The organism is Bradyrhizobium canariense (assembly GCF_019402665.1).
GTDB lineage: Bacteria > Pseudomonadota > Alphaproteobacteria > Rhizobiales > Xanthobacteraceae > Bradyrhizobium > Bradyrhizobium canariense.
This window is the reverse complement of the sequence record NZ_VSST01000034.1, coordinates 167,674-182,393: the sequence shown is the minus strand read 5'-3', so window position 1 is coordinate 182,393 and position 14,720 is coordinate 167,674. Positions and strand designations below refer to the sequence as shown.

At 64.3% G+C, this 14,720-nt stretch carries 16 protein-coding genes; 13 read left to right on the top strand and 3 right to left on the bottom strand.

What is annotated here, in order from left to right:
• Window positions 1-165 precede the first annotated feature (165 nt).
• The 10 genes from FXB41_RS18580 (at window position 166) to ccoS (ending at window position 9,711) form a co-directional block, all read left to right on the top strand.
• Window positions 166-999: a universal stress protein gene (locus FXB41_RS18580; RefSeq protein WP_219682757.1), complete on the top strand. Its 834-nt coding sequence runs from the start codon at window positions 166-168 to the stop codon at window positions 997-999.
• Between the two features lie 38 nt (window positions 1,000-1,037).
• Complete coding sequence (locus FXB41_RS18575; RefSeq protein ID WP_007594019.1) at window positions 1,038-1,463, top strand: CBS domain-containing protein; 426 nt, start codon at window positions 1,038-1,040, stop codon at window positions 1,461-1,463.
• Window positions 1,464-1,807: 344 nt separating this feature from the next.
• Window positions 1,808-3,457 (top strand): cytochrome-c oxidase, cbb3-type subunit I, encoded by a 1,650-nt coding sequence (gene ccoN, locus FXB41_RS18570; RefSeq protein WP_007607681.1) that lies wholly within the window; start codon window positions 1,808-1,810, stop codon window positions 3,455-3,457.
• A gap of 10 nt (window positions 3,458-3,467) precedes the next feature.
• Complete coding sequence (gene ccoO / locus FXB41_RS18565; protein ID WP_007594017.1) at window positions 3,468-4,202, top strand: cytochrome-c oxidase, cbb3-type subunit II; 735 nt, start codon at window positions 3,468-3,470, stop codon at window positions 4,200-4,202.
• A gap of 12 nt (window positions 4,203-4,214) precedes the next feature.
• A complete protein-coding gene (locus FXB41_RS18560; protein ID WP_007594016.1) occupies window positions 4,215-4,379 on the top strand; it encodes a CcoQ/FixQ family Cbb3-type cytochrome c oxidase assembly chaperone in 165 nt (54 codons plus the stop codon).
• A gap of 6 nt (window positions 4,380-4,385) precedes the next feature.
• Window positions 4,386-5,261 (top strand): cytochrome-c oxidase, cbb3-type subunit III, encoded by an 876-nt coding sequence (ccoP, locus tag FXB41_RS18555; protein WP_007594015.1) that lies wholly within the window; start codon window positions 4,386-4,388, stop codon window positions 5,259-5,261.
• Between the two features lie 111 nt (window positions 5,262-5,372).
• The gene (ccoG, locus tag FXB41_RS18550; protein ID WP_219682756.1) at window positions 5,373-6,839 is read left to right on the top strand and encodes a cytochrome c oxidase accessory protein CcoG; all 1,467 of its coding nucleotides are present in this window, start codon (window positions 5,373-5,375) and stop codon (window positions 6,837-6,839) included.
• Window positions 6,840-6,854: 15 nt separating this feature from the next.
• Window positions 6,855-7,340, top strand: coding sequence for a FixH family protein (locus FXB41_RS18545; RefSeq protein ID WP_219682755.1), 486 nt, complete (start codon window positions 6,855-6,857; stop codon window positions 7,338-7,340).
• Between the two features lie 11 nt (window positions 7,341-7,351).
• On the top strand, window positions 7,352-9,544 hold the full coding sequence (locus FXB41_RS18540; protein WP_219682754.1) for a cation-translocating P-type ATPase: 2,193 nt from the start codon (window positions 7,352-7,354) through the stop codon (window positions 9,542-9,544).
• Window positions 9,544-9,711, top strand: coding sequence for a cbb3-type cytochrome oxidase assembly protein CcoS (gene ccoS, locus FXB41_RS18535; RefSeq protein WP_007594007.1), 168 nt, complete (start codon window positions 9,544-9,546; stop codon window positions 9,709-9,711). The genes FXB41_RS18540 and ccoS overlap by 1 nt, the downstream gene beginning before the upstream one ends.
• On the opposite strand, the gene FXB41_RS18530 is transcribed toward ccoS, so the two are convergent.
• Together FXB41_RS18530 and FXB41_RS18525 are read right to left on the bottom strand one after the other, a co-directional pair.
• Window positions 9,708-10,910, bottom strand: a complete 1,203-nt coding sequence (locus FXB41_RS18530) for an MFS transporter (protein ID WP_219682753.1) — start codon at window positions 10,908-10,910, stop codon at window positions 9,708-9,710. The two genes, ccoS and FXB41_RS18530, sit on opposite strands and share 4 nt — an antisense overlap.
• Window positions 10,911-11,010: 100 nt before the next feature.
• The gene (locus FXB41_RS18525) at window positions 11,011-11,493 is read right to left on the bottom strand and encodes a cupin domain-containing protein (protein WP_007594004.1); all 483 of its coding nucleotides are present in this window, start codon (window positions 11,491-11,493) and stop codon (window positions 11,011-11,013) included.
• Between the two features lie 242 nt (window positions 11,494-11,735).
• On the opposite strand from FXB41_RS18525, the gene FXB41_RS18520 reads away from it, so the two are divergent.
• Together FXB41_RS18520 and FXB41_RS18515 are read left to right on the top strand one after the other, a co-directional pair.
• On the top strand, window positions 11,736-12,020 hold the full coding sequence (locus tag FXB41_RS18520) for a hypothetical protein (protein WP_007594003.1): 285 nt from the start codon (window positions 11,736-11,738) through the stop codon (window positions 12,018-12,020).
• A gap of 80 nt (window positions 12,021-12,100) precedes the next feature.
• Window positions 12,101-12,817 (top strand): peroxiredoxin-like family protein, encoded by a 717-nt coding sequence (locus FXB41_RS18515; RefSeq protein ID WP_219682752.1) that lies wholly within the window; start codon window positions 12,101-12,103, stop codon window positions 12,815-12,817.
• Between the two features lie 24 nt (window positions 12,818-12,841).
• On the opposite strand, the gene FXB41_RS18510 is transcribed toward FXB41_RS18515, so the two are convergent.
• Entirely contained in the window at window positions 12,842-13,729 is an 888-nt protein-coding gene (locus FXB41_RS18510) for a LysR family transcriptional regulator (protein WP_219682751.1), read from the bottom strand.
• A 173-nt stretch (window positions 13,730-13,902) separates the two neighbouring features.
• Here FXB41_RS18510 and FXB41_RS18505 point away from each other — a divergent pair, with 173 nt between their 5' ends.
• Window positions 13,903-14,718: a 3-hydroxybutyrate dehydrogenase gene (locus tag FXB41_RS18505; RefSeq protein WP_219682788.1), complete on the top strand. Its 816-nt coding sequence runs from the start codon at window positions 13,903-13,905 to the stop codon at window positions 14,716-14,718.
• Window positions 14,719-14,720: the final 2 nt, after the last annotated feature.

The following is a 14,720-nucleotide window of genomic DNA, read 5'->3' as shown; positions in this document are numbered from 1 at the left end:
ACCGTCGGCAATGTACCCAAGGAGGGGCCAGAGGCAAGTTCCGATGTCTTATACCATTGGCAGATTTCCGGCCGGCGCGGTGATCCAAGGTTTTGATCTATCTCATCCTGCCAGGCAGCGGCCGGCTTACGATCGGATCAAAGCCCATTGCTTCGGAGAATCTCGATGACATACGCGACCGTGATGGTCAGCCTGGCGCTCGATCAGCCCAACGAGGCGCGGCTTCAGGTCGCGGGCGAGCTTGCCGAACGATTTGAGGCGTCGATCATCGGCCTTGCTTCGGCGCAGTTCGCCCCGCCGCTCTATTTCAGCGATGGCACTGCAGCGCAGGCACTGATCGATGAGGGAGAAGCCTCGGTCAAGCGACGCCTGGGCGAGCTCGAGGCGCAATTCCGCGCCGCGATCCGGAATCGCGGCGGACATGTGGAATGGCGCAGCGCCATGGATTTCCCGGCGCGCTTTACGTTCACTCAGGCGCGTTGCGCCGACATCGTCGTCACCGGCGGCCAGAGCCCGGCCTTCTCCGACGCCTTCGCGCTCGCGAGCCCCAAGGATCTGGTGATGCAAGCCGGCCGGCCGATCCTGGTCGTGCCTGACGGGGTCAACTGGCTCGATCTGCGCAGCGTCCTGGTCGCGTGGAAGGATACGCCGGAAGCGCGGCGGGCGCTCGCCGATGCGCTGCCGATACTACGCAAGGCCAGAGATGTCACCGTCCTCGCAATTCCCGAAGGCGACGACGACCGCCCTGCCGCGGTCGCTGGCGTAACCGACGTGACGGCGTGGCTTGCCCGCCACGGCGTGACCGCGATCGCGCGCGTTTCCGAAGCGGCCCGGAACGAAACCGTCGCCGGGCAACTGGAGAAAATTGCCGGCGATGTCGGCGCCAGTCTGATTGTCGCCGGTGCCTACGGTCATTCGCGCTTCCGCGAACTGATCCTCGGCGGCGTCACCCAATATCTGGTCACTCAATCTGCCCGCTGCGTGCTGCTGTCGCACTGACGCGGGAGCGATGCAAGACGAATCAAAGAGGACGCGCCGTGTACAGATTCCTTGAACAGACCGTCGACGGCTACATGACGCACGACGTCAGGACGGTGAGGCGCGACCTCGACCTGCTCGCGCTCAGCGAGATGTTCGAACGCGATGATTTCAATTCCTATCCCGTCGAGGACGACGGGCAGGTCGTCGGCATCGTCACCAAGTTCGACATCCTGAAGTGCTTCGCCTTCACGCCGAGCCAGATGCTGCCGCGCTACCACGACCTGATGAGCCGCAAAATCGGCGACGTCATGACGCCCGACTTCATCTATGTCAGCCCCGACACGCGGCTGACGCGCGTGCTCCAGATCATGGTCGAGCACCGCATCAGGAGCATCATCGTGCTCGACGGCGCGCAGAAGCTGGTCGGTATCGTCGCGCGCGAGGACGTCATCACGGCACTCAAGGCGACGGCGCGGGAGTGAGAATTGTCGGCTCCATAATTACGGGAGAGTCTTTTTCTTCCCTTCTCCCCTTGTGGGAGAAGGTAGCATAGGCGGCCTTCGGCCGCCGTTCTTAAGAACGCCGAAGCGAAGCTTCGGCTATGGCGCCGGATGAGGGGTTTTCTCCACCGAAAGAGTCTTCGTGCGGGACCAACCCCTCACCCAAGTGAGTGCGCGGCATGGTCCTCGCTGCCCTCTCCCACAAGGGGATAGGGCACTTTAACAACCGCCTCACATTAACAGAAATCCACATAGCTTGATTTCAATCAATTCCCCGCGAGGGCGAATGTGGTTTCTGGCCCTGTGTTCTTTCAGAGAGAATCCGCATGAGCCAGCCCTCCATCTCCAAGTCCATGACGTCAGGTGAAAGCGGCCTGGCTGTCGTGTTCGCGGTCACCGCCTTCCTCTGCGTGATTGCCTCGGCCAAGGCGCTCGATGCGCCCTTCGCCTTCCATGCCGCGCTGAGCGCGGCGGCGAGCCTGGCCGCCGTCTTCTGCATCATCAACCGTTACCTCGATCGGCCGGCGGCGCTGCCGCCTGCGGAGATCAACGGCCGGCCCAATTACAACATGGGCCCCATCAAGTTCTCCTCCGTCATGGCGATGTTCTGGGGCATTGCCGGCTTTCTCGTCGGCCTCATCATCGCCTCGCAACTGGCGTGGCCGGCGCTGAACTTCGATCTGCCCTGGACCAGCTTCGGCCGCCTGCGTCCGCTGCACACGTCCGCAGTGATCTTTGCCTTCGGCGGCAACGTCCTGATCGCGACCTCCTTCTACGTCGTCCAGAAGAGCTGCCGCGTTCGGCTTGCAGGCGATCTCGCGCCATGGTTCGTCGTCGTAGGCTACAATTTCTTCATCCTGATCGCCGGCACCGGCTATCTGCTCGGCGTCACCCAGTCGAAGGAATATGCCGAGCCGGAATGGTACGCCGATCTGTGGCTGACCATCGTCTGGGTCACCTATCTGCTGGTCTTCCTTGCCACGATCATCAAGCGCAAGGAACCGCACATCTTCGTCGCGAACTGGTTCTATCTCGCTTTCATCGTGACGATTGCGGTCTTGCATCTCGGTAACAACCCGGCTCTGCCAGTTTCGGTGTTCGGCTCGAAATCCTACATCGCCTGGGGCGGCATCCAGGACGCCATGTTCCAGTGGTGGTACGGCCACAACGCGGTCGGCTTCTTCCTGACCGCCGGCTTCCTCGCCATCATGTACTACTTCATCCCCAAGCGGGCCGAGCGGCCGATCTATTCGTACCGCCTCTCGATCATCCACTTCTGGGCGCTGATCTTCCTCTACATCTGGGCCGGCCCGCACCATCTGCATTACACGGCGTTGCCGGACTGGACCCAGACGCTCGGCATGACCTTCTCCATCATGCTGTGGATGCCGTCCTGGGGCGGCATGATCAACGGCCTGATGACGCTGTCGGGCGCCTGGGACAAGCTGCGCACCGATCCCGTGCTGCGCATGCTCGTGGTCTCCGTCGCCTTCTACGGCATGTCGACCTTCGAAGGACCGATGATGTCGATCAAGGTGGTCAACTCGCTCAGCCACTACACCGACTGGACCATCGGCCACGTGCATTCCGGCGCCCTCGGCTGGGTCGGTTTCGTCTCCTTCGGCGCGCTCTACTGCCTGGTGCCCTGGATCTGGAATCGCAAGGGCCTCTACAGCCTTAAGCTCGTCAACTGGCACTTCTGGATCGCGACGCTTGGCATCGTCCTCTACATCTCGGCGATGTGGGTGTCCGGCATCCTCCAGGGCCTGATGTGGCGCGCCTACACCTCGCTCGGCTTCCTCGAATATTCCTTCATCGAGACCGTCGAAGCGATGCATCCCTTCTACATCATCCGCGCTGCCGGCGGCGGGCTGTTCCTGATCGGCGCGTTGATCATGGCCTACAATCTCTGGATGACCGTTCGCGTCGGCGAACAGGAAGTCCAGATGCCCGTCGCTCTTCAGCCGGCGGAATGAGGAGTTTTCCATGTCGTTCTGGACACGCCACCAAATCTTCGAAAAGAACTCGATCATCCTGATCGTCGGCATCCTGCTGGTGATCGCGATCGGCGGTCTCGTCGAGATCACCCCGCTGTTCTACCTCAAGAGCACGATCGAGGCGGTCGACGGGATCAGGCCGTATACGCCGCTGGAGCTCGCCGGGCGCAACGTCTACATCCGCGAAGGCTGTTATCTCTGCCATTCGCAGATGATCCGGCCCTTGCGCGACGAGGTCGAGCGCTACGGCCATTTCTCGCTGGCCGCCGAGAGCATGTACGACCATCCGTTCCAGTGGGGCTCGAAGCGCACCGGTCCCGATCTTGCCCGCGTCGGCGCCAAATATTCCGACGACTGGCACGTCACCCATCTGACCAACCCGCGCGCAATCGTGCCGCAATCGGTGATGCCCGGCTACCCGTTCCTGAGCCAGACCGAGGTCGATCCGGACACGATCGCCGACCACATGCGCACGCTGCGGACCGTCGGCACGCCCTACACCGACGACCAGATCGCCAATGCGGGCGCCGACATGAAGGCCCAGGCCGATCCTGACAATGCCGGCTCCGACGCTTTCACCAAGCGCTACGCCAAGGCCGTGGTGCGCAACTTCGACGGCAAGGCCGGCACGCCGACCGAGATGGACGCGCTGATCGCCTATCTCCAGATGCTCGGCACGCTGGTCGACTTCAAGATCTACAACGAGAAAGCCAATCTTCGCTGAGAAGGCACAACGATGAAAGCCATCCTGACCCTCGACAATCTCGCGTCCGGTCTCGTGACCACGATCTGGACGCCGGTGTTCGTCGCGATCTTTGTCGCGATCATCGCCTACGCATTCTGGCCCCGTAACAAGGCAGCTTTCGACGAAGCGGCACACCTGCCGTTGCGGGAGGAGTAAGAGATCATGACCGATCATCATAGCGACATCGATCCCGTCTCCGGCAGGTCCACGACCGGACATGAGTGGGACGGCATCAAGGAGCTCAACACGCCGCTGCCGCGCTGGTGGGTAATCACCTTCTACCTTACCATCGTCTGGGCGGTCGGCTACTGGATCGTGTATCCGGCCTGGCCGCTGATCTCGGGCAATACCACGGGCCTGTTCGGCTACTCGACACGCGCCGACGTCGCGGTCGAGCTCGCCAACCTCGAGAAGATCCGCGGAGCCAAGATGGTTGCCTTGGGCGCGGCCTCGCTCGTCGAGATCGAGAAGGACCCGGCGCTGCTCGCGCTCGCCCGCGCCAAGGGCAAGACCGTGTTCGGCGACAATTGCGCGCCGTGTCACGGCTCAGGCGGCGCGGGTGCCAAGGGCTATCCGAACCTGAACGACGACGACTGGCTGTGGGGCGGATCGCTCGACCAGATCATGCAGACCATCCAGTTCGGCGCACGTTCCGGCCACGCCAAGACGCATGAAGGCCAGATGCTCGCATTCGGCAAGGACGGCGTGCTGAAGCCGGAGGAGATCGTCACGGCCGCCAACTATGTCCGGGCACTGTCGGGCCTTCCGACCCGCAAGGGCTATGACGCGGCCAAGGGCGAGAAGATCTTCGCGGAGAATTGCGTCGCCTGCCATGGCGACGGCGGCAAGGGCAACCCGGAGATGGGCGCCCCCAATTTGACCGACAAGATCTGGCTCTATGGTTCGGACGAGGCGACGCTGATCGAGACCATCAGCCAGGGCCGCGCGGGCGTGATGCCGGCCTGGGAAGGGCGGCTCGATCCCGCCACCATCAAGGCGATGGCAGTTTACGTCCACTCGCTGGGCGGCGGAAAATAGCCAATTGGGAACAAGCGGGGGCGAACAAAAAACGCTCCCGCTTGCGCTGGATCAACTGACGCGGCGGCGTCGGGTCTAGGTTTTATCGCACCTCCCGAAAAGCTGCAGGCGATGAACAGGACCGTGAACCCAAAAGAGCTCCCATTAGACGATGACAACGGGCCGCTCTATGTGGCCCAGAAGAAAGTCTATCCCCAGAGCATCTCCGGCACCTTCCGCCGGATCAAATGGGGCCTGATGGCGTTCTGCCTCGGCGTCTACTACTTCCTGCCGTTCGTGCGCTGGAACCGCGGCCTCGGTGCTCCGAACCAGGCGGTGCTGATCGATCTTCCCAACAGCCGCTTCTATTTCTTCTTCATCGAGCTATGGCCGCAGGAGGTCTACTACTTCACCGGCCTGCTGATCGTCGCCGCGGTGGCGCTATTCCTGATGAACTCGGTCGGCGGCCGCATCTGGTGCGGCTATCTCTGTCCGCAGACAGTGTGGACCGACCTGTTCTATGCGGTCGAGCGTCTGATCGAGGGCGACCGGCGCGAGCGGATGAAGAAGGACAAATCGTCCGACCCGATGAAGCTGGAGCGCATCTCCGAGATCGTGCTCAAGCATTCGATCTGGCTCTTGATCGGGTGGTGGACCGGCGGCGCCTGGGTGCTCTATTTTAACGACGCACCGACGCTGGTTAGGGAACTCGTCACCTTCCAGGCGCCGATGATCGCCTACATCTGGATCGGCATTCTCACCGCGACGACCTACGTGCTCGCCGGCTTCATGCGCGAGCAGGTCTGCACCTACATGTGCCCGTGGCCGCGGATCCAGGCCGCGCTCACCGACGAATGGGCGCTCAACGTGACCTATCGTTACGATCGCGGCGAGAAGCGTACGTCGGTCAAGAAGGCGGCCGAGCTGCGCGCGCTCGGCGAGCAAGTCGGCGACTGCGTCGACTGTTATCAATGCGTCGCCGTGTGTCCGACCGGCATCGACATCCGTAATGGACCGCAGCTCGAATGCATCCAGTGCGGGCTCTGCATCGACGCCTGCGACAACGTGATGACCAAGATCGGCCGGCCGAAGCGGCTGATCGGCTACGACAACGACGTCAACATCCAGCGCCGCCAGGAAGGCAAGGCGCCGGTCTACCGCATTGTCCGGGCTCGCACCGTCGCCTACAGCGCGATCATCGCGGCGGTCGGTGGCATCATGATCTATACGCTGGCGACCCGCAGCCTGCTCGACGTCAACGTGCTGCACGACCGCAACCCGGTCGCGGTCAGGCTCAGCGACGGCTCGATCCGCAACGCCTACACGGTGCGGTTGCTCAACAAGAGCGGCTACGACCGCGTCATTGCGATCGACGCGAGCGGTCCGGTTAATGCGACGATCCATGTCATCGGGATCGATTCCGTGACGCAGGACCGGCCGATGATCGTGGTTCCGCGCGACTCCACCAGCGAGCTGCGGGTGCTCGTGACTGCGCCGCTGGAGGGCAATCCGGAAAAGTCGATCCCGGTTCGCTTTCACGTCACCGATATCGGTCTCGGCGAAGTCGCCAGCGCCACCGACAATTTCGTCGCGCCCTAGGATCAGGAGTTCGCCATGGCAACCAAGCCGCTGACCGGAACCAAGGTGTTTCTGATGCTGGTCGCCTTCTTCGGCGTCGTGATCGGCGTCAACGTGACCATGATGAAGCTCGCGATCGCGACGCTGCCAGGCACGGACGTCGACAGTCCCTATGCCGCGGGCCTGACCTATGATCGCGAAATCTCGGCGGCGCAGGACCAGGCCGCGCGCAAATGGAAGGTCAATGCCCATGTCGAGCGCCGCGCCGATGGTGGCGCCGTGCTTCAGGTCGAGGCGCGCGACGCGAGCGGCCAGCCGATCGCCGGACTGAAATTCGGCGGCCGCCTGGAGCGGCCGACCGACAAGCGCGCCGATCTCGCAATCGAGCTCTCGGAGGCCGGCATCGGGCTCTATCGCGGCAATGCCGCATCGGTCGCACCGGGCCAGTGGGACCTGGTGATCGAGGGCGAGACGCGGGGAGCGCGCGTGTTCATGTCGCGCAACCGCGTGATCCTGAACTGAAGGATTTTGCCATGCACGTCTCGCGCGACTTTTCGCATTACGTCCGGACTGCGGGCGAGGGCGTCCAGCACATCGATCTCGCGGTCGAGGGCGTTCACTGCGCCGGCTGCATGGCCAAGATCGAGCGCGGGCTGTCCGCGATTCCCGACGTCACGCTGGCGCGCGTGAACCTCACCGACCGGCGCGTTGCGCTGGAATGGAAGGCGGGCACGCTCGATCCGGCACGCTTCATCGATCGCCTCGAAGAGCTCGGCTACAAGGCCTATCCTTACGAGACCGAGAGCGCGGAGGCGACCGAGGTCGCCGAATCGCGCTTCCTGCTGCGTTGCCTCGGCGTCGCCGCGTTCGCCACCATGAACGTGATGATGCTGTCGATCCCGGTGTGGTCCGGCAACGTCTCGGACATGCTGCCGGAGCAGCGCGATTTCTTCCACTGGCTGTCGGCGCTGATCGCGCTGCCGGCGGCGGCCTATGCCGGCCAGCCGTTCTTCCGCTCGGCCTGGCGCGCGCTGTCGGCCAAGACCACCAACATGGACGTGCCGATCTCGATCGGCGTGACACTGGCGCTCGGCATGTCCGTGGTTGAGACCATCAACCACGCCGAGCACGCCTATTTCGACGCGGCGATCATGCTGCTCACTTTCCTCCTGGTCGGCCGCTTTCTCGACCAGAATATGCGGCGGCGGACCCGCGCGGTCGCAGGCAATCTCGCCGCGCTCAAGGCGGAGACCGCGGCCAAGTTCGTCGGGCCTGGCGAGATATCTCAAGTGCCGGTGGCCGCGATCTATCCCGGCGACATCGTGCTGCTGCGACCCGGCGAGCGCTGCGCGGTCGACGGCACCGTGATCGAGGGCCGTTCCGAAATCGACCAGAGCCTGATTACGGGCGAGACGCTCTACGTCACGGCAGGCCAGGGCACGCCGGTCTATGCGGGATCGATGAACATCTCGGGCAGCTTGCGGGTGCGAGTCTCGGCGGCCTCCGAGGCGACGCTGCTCGCCGAGATCACGCGGCTGCTCGACAATGCGCTGCAGGCGCGCTCGCGCTACATGCGGCTCGCAGACCGCGCCTCGCGACTCTATGCGCCCGTGGTGCATGCCACCGCGCTCGTCACCATCCTCGGCTGGGTCATCGCGGGCGCCGGCTGGCATGATGCGATCGTGACCGGCGTCGCGGTGCTGATCATCACCTGTCCCTGCGCGCTCGGGCTCGCCATTCCGACGGTGCAGACGATCGCCTCGGGCGCAATGTTCAGATCGGGCGTACTGCTCAATTCGGGCGATGCCATCGAGCGTCTCGCAGAAGCCGATCACGTCATCTTCGACAAGACCGGGACGCTGACGCTGCCCGATCTCGACGTGATGAACGCCGCCGATATCCCCGCTGATGTCTTCGAGCTTGCCGGACGGCTCGCGCTGTCGAGCCATCATCCGGTCGCCGCCGCCGTCGCGCAGGCCTCCGACGCCAGATCGCCGATCGTCAGCGCGGTAGAGGAAGCCGGCCAGGGCGTGCGCGCTGTGGTCGATGGCATCGAGATTCGCCTCGGCCGTCCGTCCTTCTGCGGCGCCGAGACGCTGGTTTCCGACGTGACAAATCTCGATCCCGAAGCCTCCGTCGTGGCTTTCAGCAAGGGGAGCGAAAAATTCATCCTCTCTGTGCGCCAGGGCCTCCGTCCCGATGCGCAGGCTGTGATCGCAGCGCTGAAGGCGCGCAATATCGGCATCGAGATTCTCTCCGGCGACCGTGAACCGGCGGTGATCGCGGCGGCCCACGCGCTGGGCATTTCCGAATGGCGCGCCGGGGTGACCCCAGCCGACAAGATCGCGCGGATCGAGGTCTTGAAGCAGAGGGGCATGAAGGTCCTGATGGTCGGCGACGGCATGAACGATGCGCCGTCGCTGGCGGCAGCGCACGTCTCGATGTCGCCGATCTCGGCCGCGCATTTGAGCCAGGCGACCGCCGATCTCATCTTTCTCGGCCGGCCGCTGGCCCCGGTCGTTGCCGCCATCGACGCTTCACGCAAGGCGCTGCACTTGATGCGGCAGAATCTCTGGCTAGCGATCGGCTACAATGTCCTCGCGGTGCCGGTGGCGATCAGCGGCGTCGTGACGCCCCTGATCGCGGCTGCCGCCATGAGCGGATCGTCGATCCTGGTGATGGTGAATTCGCTGCGCGCGCGCGGCGCCTCGCGGGAGATCGCGTGATGGAAATCCTGGTCATCCTGGTGCCGCTAGCGCTGATGCTCGGTCTCGCCGGTCTCGCCGCCTTCCTCTGGTCGCTCCGGAGCGGCCAGTACGACGATCTCGACGGCGCCGCCTGGCGCGCCATCGCCGACGACGAGCCGCCGCAGGAAGCGCCGGCCAAGCGCTAGCGCTTCAAGGCGAGCGTCAGCAGGGCCGCGACCGCGAGCGCCAGGCCCACCCCGGCCACGCAGGCATGCCAGCCATACGCGTCGAACAGCCGGCCGAGGACGGCGGTGCCGATGAGCCCGCCGCAGAAATAGCAGGCGAGATAGGTGCCGCTGGCGATGCCGCGGTTTTCAGCCGCAGCCTGTCCGACGAATCCTGTCGCAGCCGCTTGCGCGGAAAAGGTGCCGATTCCGACCAGAACCATCCCGGCGAGGACCGCGCCCAGGTGTGGGGCCAGCATCAGCGGCAAGCCGATCCCGGCGGTCGCGAGCGAGCCCCAGATCGTCGGACGCGTTCCGAGGCGCGACGCCACTTTGCCGGCCAGCAACGTCGTGACCACCGAAGGCAGGAAGACGAAGTAAACGAAGCCGAGGTCCATCATGCCCAGCGACAGCGGTGGCCGAACCAGAACGAAATTGACGAATGTGAAAGTGCCGATGAATGCGAACAGGATGCAGAAGCCGATGCCGTAGGCGGCACGCAGCCGTGAATCCCGCCACTGCGCGATCGTCGCGCCAAGCGCCGACGCCTTCGGCGTCGTTGCACGCGTCGGCTGTACGCGCGCAATGGTGAAATAGACCAGTGCGGCGCCGGCCAGATTAAGGGCTGCAAGGAAATAGAAATTCCATGCCAGGCCAAGGCTATCGGCGATCGCGGCCGAGACCAGCCGGCCGACGAGATTGCTGGCGACGTTTCCCGTGATGTAGGCGGCAAAGGCGCCGCCGGAATCCATTGCGCTGCATTGCTCGCCGAGATGAGCCAATGTCAATGCGAAGGCGGATGCCATGCAGAGGCCCTGTGCCACCCGCAGGCCGGTGAAGACGGCAAGATTGGGCGCAGTCGCCAGCAGGCTCGTCGGAATCGCGAGCAGGGTCAGGCTGAGCAGGATGCCGATCCGCCTGTCGATGTGCGGGCTGAGAAAGCCGACGACGAGGCCTGCGACGGCCATGCCGAACGTGCTGGCGTTGACCGCCAAGCTCATCGCCGCTGGTGCGACACCGTAGTGACGTGTCAGCGAAGGCAGGATCGCCTGGGTCGCGAACAGGTCGACGACGGTGAGGAAGGCAGTGAGGCCGATCACGAGGGAGCGAAGCGCGAGACCTGGTGAATGCGCGTCCATCGTCATCGCGGTCGGTTTGATCGGCGCGGAAAGATCGGTCATGGCAGGCCTTCCTTGTGATGAATGTGGCGCCCGCATGCGGGGCAGCATGGGGATCCCGGGCGCCACATTCCGTCACGCGTGCGCTGGGGTCGCGCACCCGTTACATGTTGTGGTCGTGCGGGTCCTTGCGGACGTCGCCGACATAGAGGATGACCGTTTCCTTGCCGAGGTTCTTCCACCAGTGCGAGGTGCCGGACACCTCGGGGCGGATGTCGCCGGCCTTGTGCACGATCGGATCGACGCAGTTGGACGCGTGTTCGACGATCTCGCCCTGCTGCACGAAGATCAGGGCAGGGCGGTCGTCATGGCTGTGCCAGGGCACGATGCCGCCGGGCTCGATGGTCAGCTTGCGGAAGCGCAGCTCGCGGCCTTCGATATGCGCCGGCTGTTTGCCGAGGTCGATGGCGCCGAGCGTGACGTCGGTGACGCCGACCGGCTTGTAGTCGACCATCTGCTGCGCGTTCGGCTTGATCTTGTCGGCCGGGCATTCGCCGGCGGAGACTGGCTGCGCCGAGAGTGTCAATACGCCGAGGATGGCAAGGCCGGGCCAGACCGCGCGCGACAAGGTGTGATGCTTGAACATCGGGACGTCTCCTGTGTTGGCCGCAACCGCAATGGTCGCCGGCTATGTCGGGACTTTCGTCGAAAGAGTGCTCGTTCTGAAATGCTCTTTCGCTCTCGCTGCGATAGACCGGCGCTATCGGGCCCGATACGCGCTCGCTATCGAACCGATTGGGGATCGGCATTTCCGCTTTCCCAGCGATTGGCGTTCGATGGCAGGGCGCCCGATTGGCGGGCGTTCACGTCAATCCGGAGAAGCATCTCATGACGACATTGTCCAAGACCTTGATTGCCACGGCTGCGTTCGCGGTCATCGCCACATCGGCCTTCTCGGAGGCCACATGGGACTTCAAGGCCGGCATGGCCTACATGTATGGCGGACCCGGCAAGATGTCGGCGATGGCCATGGCCCCGGCGGAGAAGAACCACGAGGCCATGATGAAGAGCGCCAAGAAGGTTCCCGACAACACCGTCTTCTTCATGGACAACGGATCGCTGTATTCCACCTCGGGGCGGTTGGACCCGACCGGCAATTTCTACGTGAACTGATCGCGTGCGCATGACGGCCGCCCCTTGCGGGCGGCCGGATCGGGCACCTAATATTCGTCCCCTGAACGCTGGAGCGCAAGATGACCTCTCTCTCGCCGGCCGATGCCGAGCGGCTCAAACTCGCCTTCCAGCGCTGCCGTGACATGGATGGCACGCTGAACGAGCAGCTCCGCGCCTATGCCGACGCCAGCCGCGACGTGTTCCCGGCCTATGGCGAGGCAGTCGATCATCTGGTGACCAGGTTGAATGGAAACGGCGGCGGCGACACCGCGCCGCGTCCGGGCGAGGCGATGCCGCCGTTCATGTTGCCGGACGAAAGCGGGCGTCTCGTCGCGCTGTCCTCGCTGCTGGAGAGCGGCCCGGTCGCCGTGATGTTCTTCCGCGGCCATTGGTGCCCCTATTGCCGGCTCAATGTTCGCGCGGTGGTCCAGGCGCTTGATCGCATCGAGTCCATGGGTGCGCGAATCGTCGCGGTCATGCCGGAGACGCAGGAATATACCCAGCAGCTCAAAGCGGAAGCTGGTGCGCCATTTCCGATCCTGACCGACCTCGACAACGGCTATGCGCTGTCGCTCAATCTCGCGATCTGGCTAGGTGCCGAGATCCAGAGCCTGTTGTCCTACCAGGACATGGCGAAATTCCACGGCAATGATGGCTGGATGCTGCCGATCCCGGCCGTGTTTGTCGTTGGTCGCGACGGTCTCGTGAAAGCCCGCTTCGTCGATCCGGACTTCCGCAAGCGGATGGAGATCGATGATCTGCTTGAGGCGTTGGAAGGCGCGAGCAGGGAAGCCTAAAAGGGTCGGCAGCGAGCGTCGCCGCTAACCCGCAATCTCCCGCCAATCCGCACCGCGCAGCATGCGCATCACGGCGTTGGCCACCGCCGTACGCTGCCGGCCGGCCACCCCGTAGAGGCTGACGGTGCGACGGGCGTCCAGCCCGGCGACCGCAGCGCGCGTCAGCGTCTCCGGAACGGGCGAGGTGTGCGGCACCATGGCGATGCCGATGTCGGCCTCGACCAGCTCGATCAGGTCGCGCTCGTTCGAGATTTCGTGACCCTGTTCGACCGCGATGCCGTGCTCGCGCAGGCTCGCCGAGATACGGGCGGAATGCTCGCAAAACGTCCGGCTCAGCAGCTGCTCCGCGCGCAAATCGTCCAGTTCGATGCTGCTGCGGCCTGCGAGCCGGTGTCCGTCGCTGACCACGAGCTCGAAGCTCTCGGTGAACAGCGGCCAGACATCGAGCCGCTCCCAGGCCTCGTCGATTTCGGCGGCAATCCCGAGCTCGGCCTCGCCCTTCTTCAGCAAGTCGGCCACTTCACGACTCGAGCCGCGCAGGAAGCGGAATTCGAGCCGGTTGAACTGCCGTTTGATCTGGTTGAGATGCGGGATGAGGAGCGAAAGATCGATCGAATGCGTCAGCGCGACGCGAAGCGCGCCGATCTCGCCGCTGCGGAAAGAGGAGGCCAGCGAGCGTGCGCCGGTGGCCGCATCAAAACACTGCTTCAGCAGCGGATGCATGCGTTGGCCGAGCTCGGTCAATTGCGCTGCGGGCCGTTCGCGGCGAAACAGATCGCCGCCGAGCTCGGCCTCGAGCTGCTTGATCGCGCGCGTCAGCGAAGGCTGCGTCACGTTGCAGTCCTCGGCGGCACGCGTGAAGTTCAAGAGCTGCGCCACCGCGAGGAAATAGCGGACCTGATGCATTTCCATTGGATCGGCTCTCCAGCAAGACCAGGCGGAGGCTAGCCGATCGGGGCGGGGAATGACATCCCGGCCGCAATAGCGCCCGGGCATGGTTTCGGAAGCCAACGGGCATTTCCGTCAAACCGGGCGATGCTTCACAGTCGGCTCAACACCAGTCGTCGGAGGATTTGCCAGTGAATATGTCCGTCAAGCCGCAGACGTCCGCCGCCCGGGCGCTCGCGGGCAAGGTTGCGCTGGTCACGGGGTCAACCAGTGGCATCGGCCTCGGTATCGCGCGGGCACTTGCCGCGGCCGGCGCCGACATCGTGCTGAACGGCCTTGGTGTGGCGGCCGAGCTCGACCGGACGCGCGAGCAGATCGCGACCGAGTTCGGCGTCAAGGCAAGTTTTTCGCCGGCCGACATGACCAGGCCGAATTCGATCGCCGAGATGATCGCGGCGACGGTCGCGCAGGCCGGCCGGCTGGATATCCTGATCAACAATGCCGGCATCCAGCACGTTGCGCCGCTGGAGCAGTTTCCGGTCGAGAAATGGGACCAGATCCTCGCGATCAATCTGTCGTCGGCCTTCCACACCACGCGGCTCGCGCTGCCCGCAATGCGACAGAACGGGTTCGGGCGGATCATCAACATCGCCTCCGCGCACGGCCTGGTCGGCTCACCGTTCAAGGCGGCCTATGTCGCGGCCAAGCACGGCATCGTCGGGCTCACCAAGGTGACTGCGCTGGAGACGGCAGAAGAGGGCATCACCTGCAACGCGATCTGTCCCGGGTATGTCTATACGCCGCTGGTCGAGGCGCAGATCGACGGACAGGCCAAGGCGCACGGGATCTCGCGCGACCAGGTGATCCGCGACGTGCTGCTGGCGCAACAGCCGAACAAGCGCTTCTCGACCGTCGAGGAGCTCGGTGCGCTCAGCGTATTCCTGTCGACCGACGCGGCGGCCACGATCACCGGGATTGCGTTGCCCGTCGACGGAGGCTGGACCGCGCATTGAAG

Bases quoted from the DNA above. Each gene is read 5' to 3' on its own strand.
- ccoG (WP_219682756.1), top strand. From the start codon at position 5,373: ATGAACAGGACCGTGAACCCAAAAGAGCTCCCATTAGACGATGACAAC.
- FXB41_RS18580 (WP_219682757.1), top strand. From the start codon at position 166: ATGACATACGCGACCGTGATGGTCAGCCTGGCGCTCGATCAGCCCAAC.
- ccoN (WP_007607681.1), top strand. From the start codon at position 1,808: ATGAGCCAGCCCTCCATCTCCAAGTCCATGACGTCAGGTGAAAGCGGC.
- ccoO (WP_007594017.1), top strand. From the start codon at position 3,468: ATGTCGTTCTGGACACGCCACCAAATCTTCGAAAAGAACTCGATCATC.
- FXB41_RS18530 (WP_219682753.1), bottom strand. From the start codon at position 10,910: ATGACCGATCTTTCCGCGCCGATCAAACCGACCGCGATGACGATGGAC.
- FXB41_RS18505 (WP_219682788.1), top strand. From the start codon at position 13,903: ATGTCCGTCAAGCCGCAGACGTCCGCCGCCCGGGCGCTCGCGGGCAAG.
- ccoS (WP_007594007.1), top strand. From the start codon at position 9,544: ATGGAAATCCTGGTCATCCTGGTGCCGCTAGCGCTGATGCTCGGTCTC.
- FXB41_RS18510 (WP_219682751.1), bottom strand. From the start codon at position 13,729: ATGGAAATGCATCAGGTCCGCTATTTCCTCGCGGTGGCGCAGCTCTTG.
- FXB41_RS18520 (WP_007594003.1), top strand. From the start codon at position 11,736: ATGACGACATTGTCCAAGACCTTGATTGCCACGGCTGCGTTCGCGGTC.
- FXB41_RS18560 (WP_007594016.1), top strand. From the start codon at position 4,215: ATGAAAGCCATCCTGACCCTCGACAATCTCGCGTCCGGTCTCGTGACC.
- FXB41_RS18545 (WP_219682755.1), top strand. From the start codon at position 6,855: ATGGCAACCAAGCCGCTGACCGGAACCAAGGTGTTTCTGATGCTGGTC.
- FXB41_RS18525 (WP_007594004.1), bottom strand. From the start codon at position 11,493: ATGTTCAAGCATCACACCTTGTCGCGCGCGGTCTGGCCCGGCCTTGCC.
- FXB41_RS18540 (WP_219682754.1), top strand. From the start codon at position 7,352: ATGCACGTCTCGCGCGACTTTTCGCATTACGTCCGGACTGCGGGCGAG.
- FXB41_RS18515 (WP_219682752.1), top strand. From the start codon at position 12,101: ATGACCTCTCTCTCGCCGGCCGATGCCGAGCGGCTCAAACTCGCCTTC.
- ccoP (WP_007594015.1), top strand. From the start codon at position 4,386: ATGACCGATCATCATAGCGACATCGATCCCGTCTCCGGCAGGTCCACG.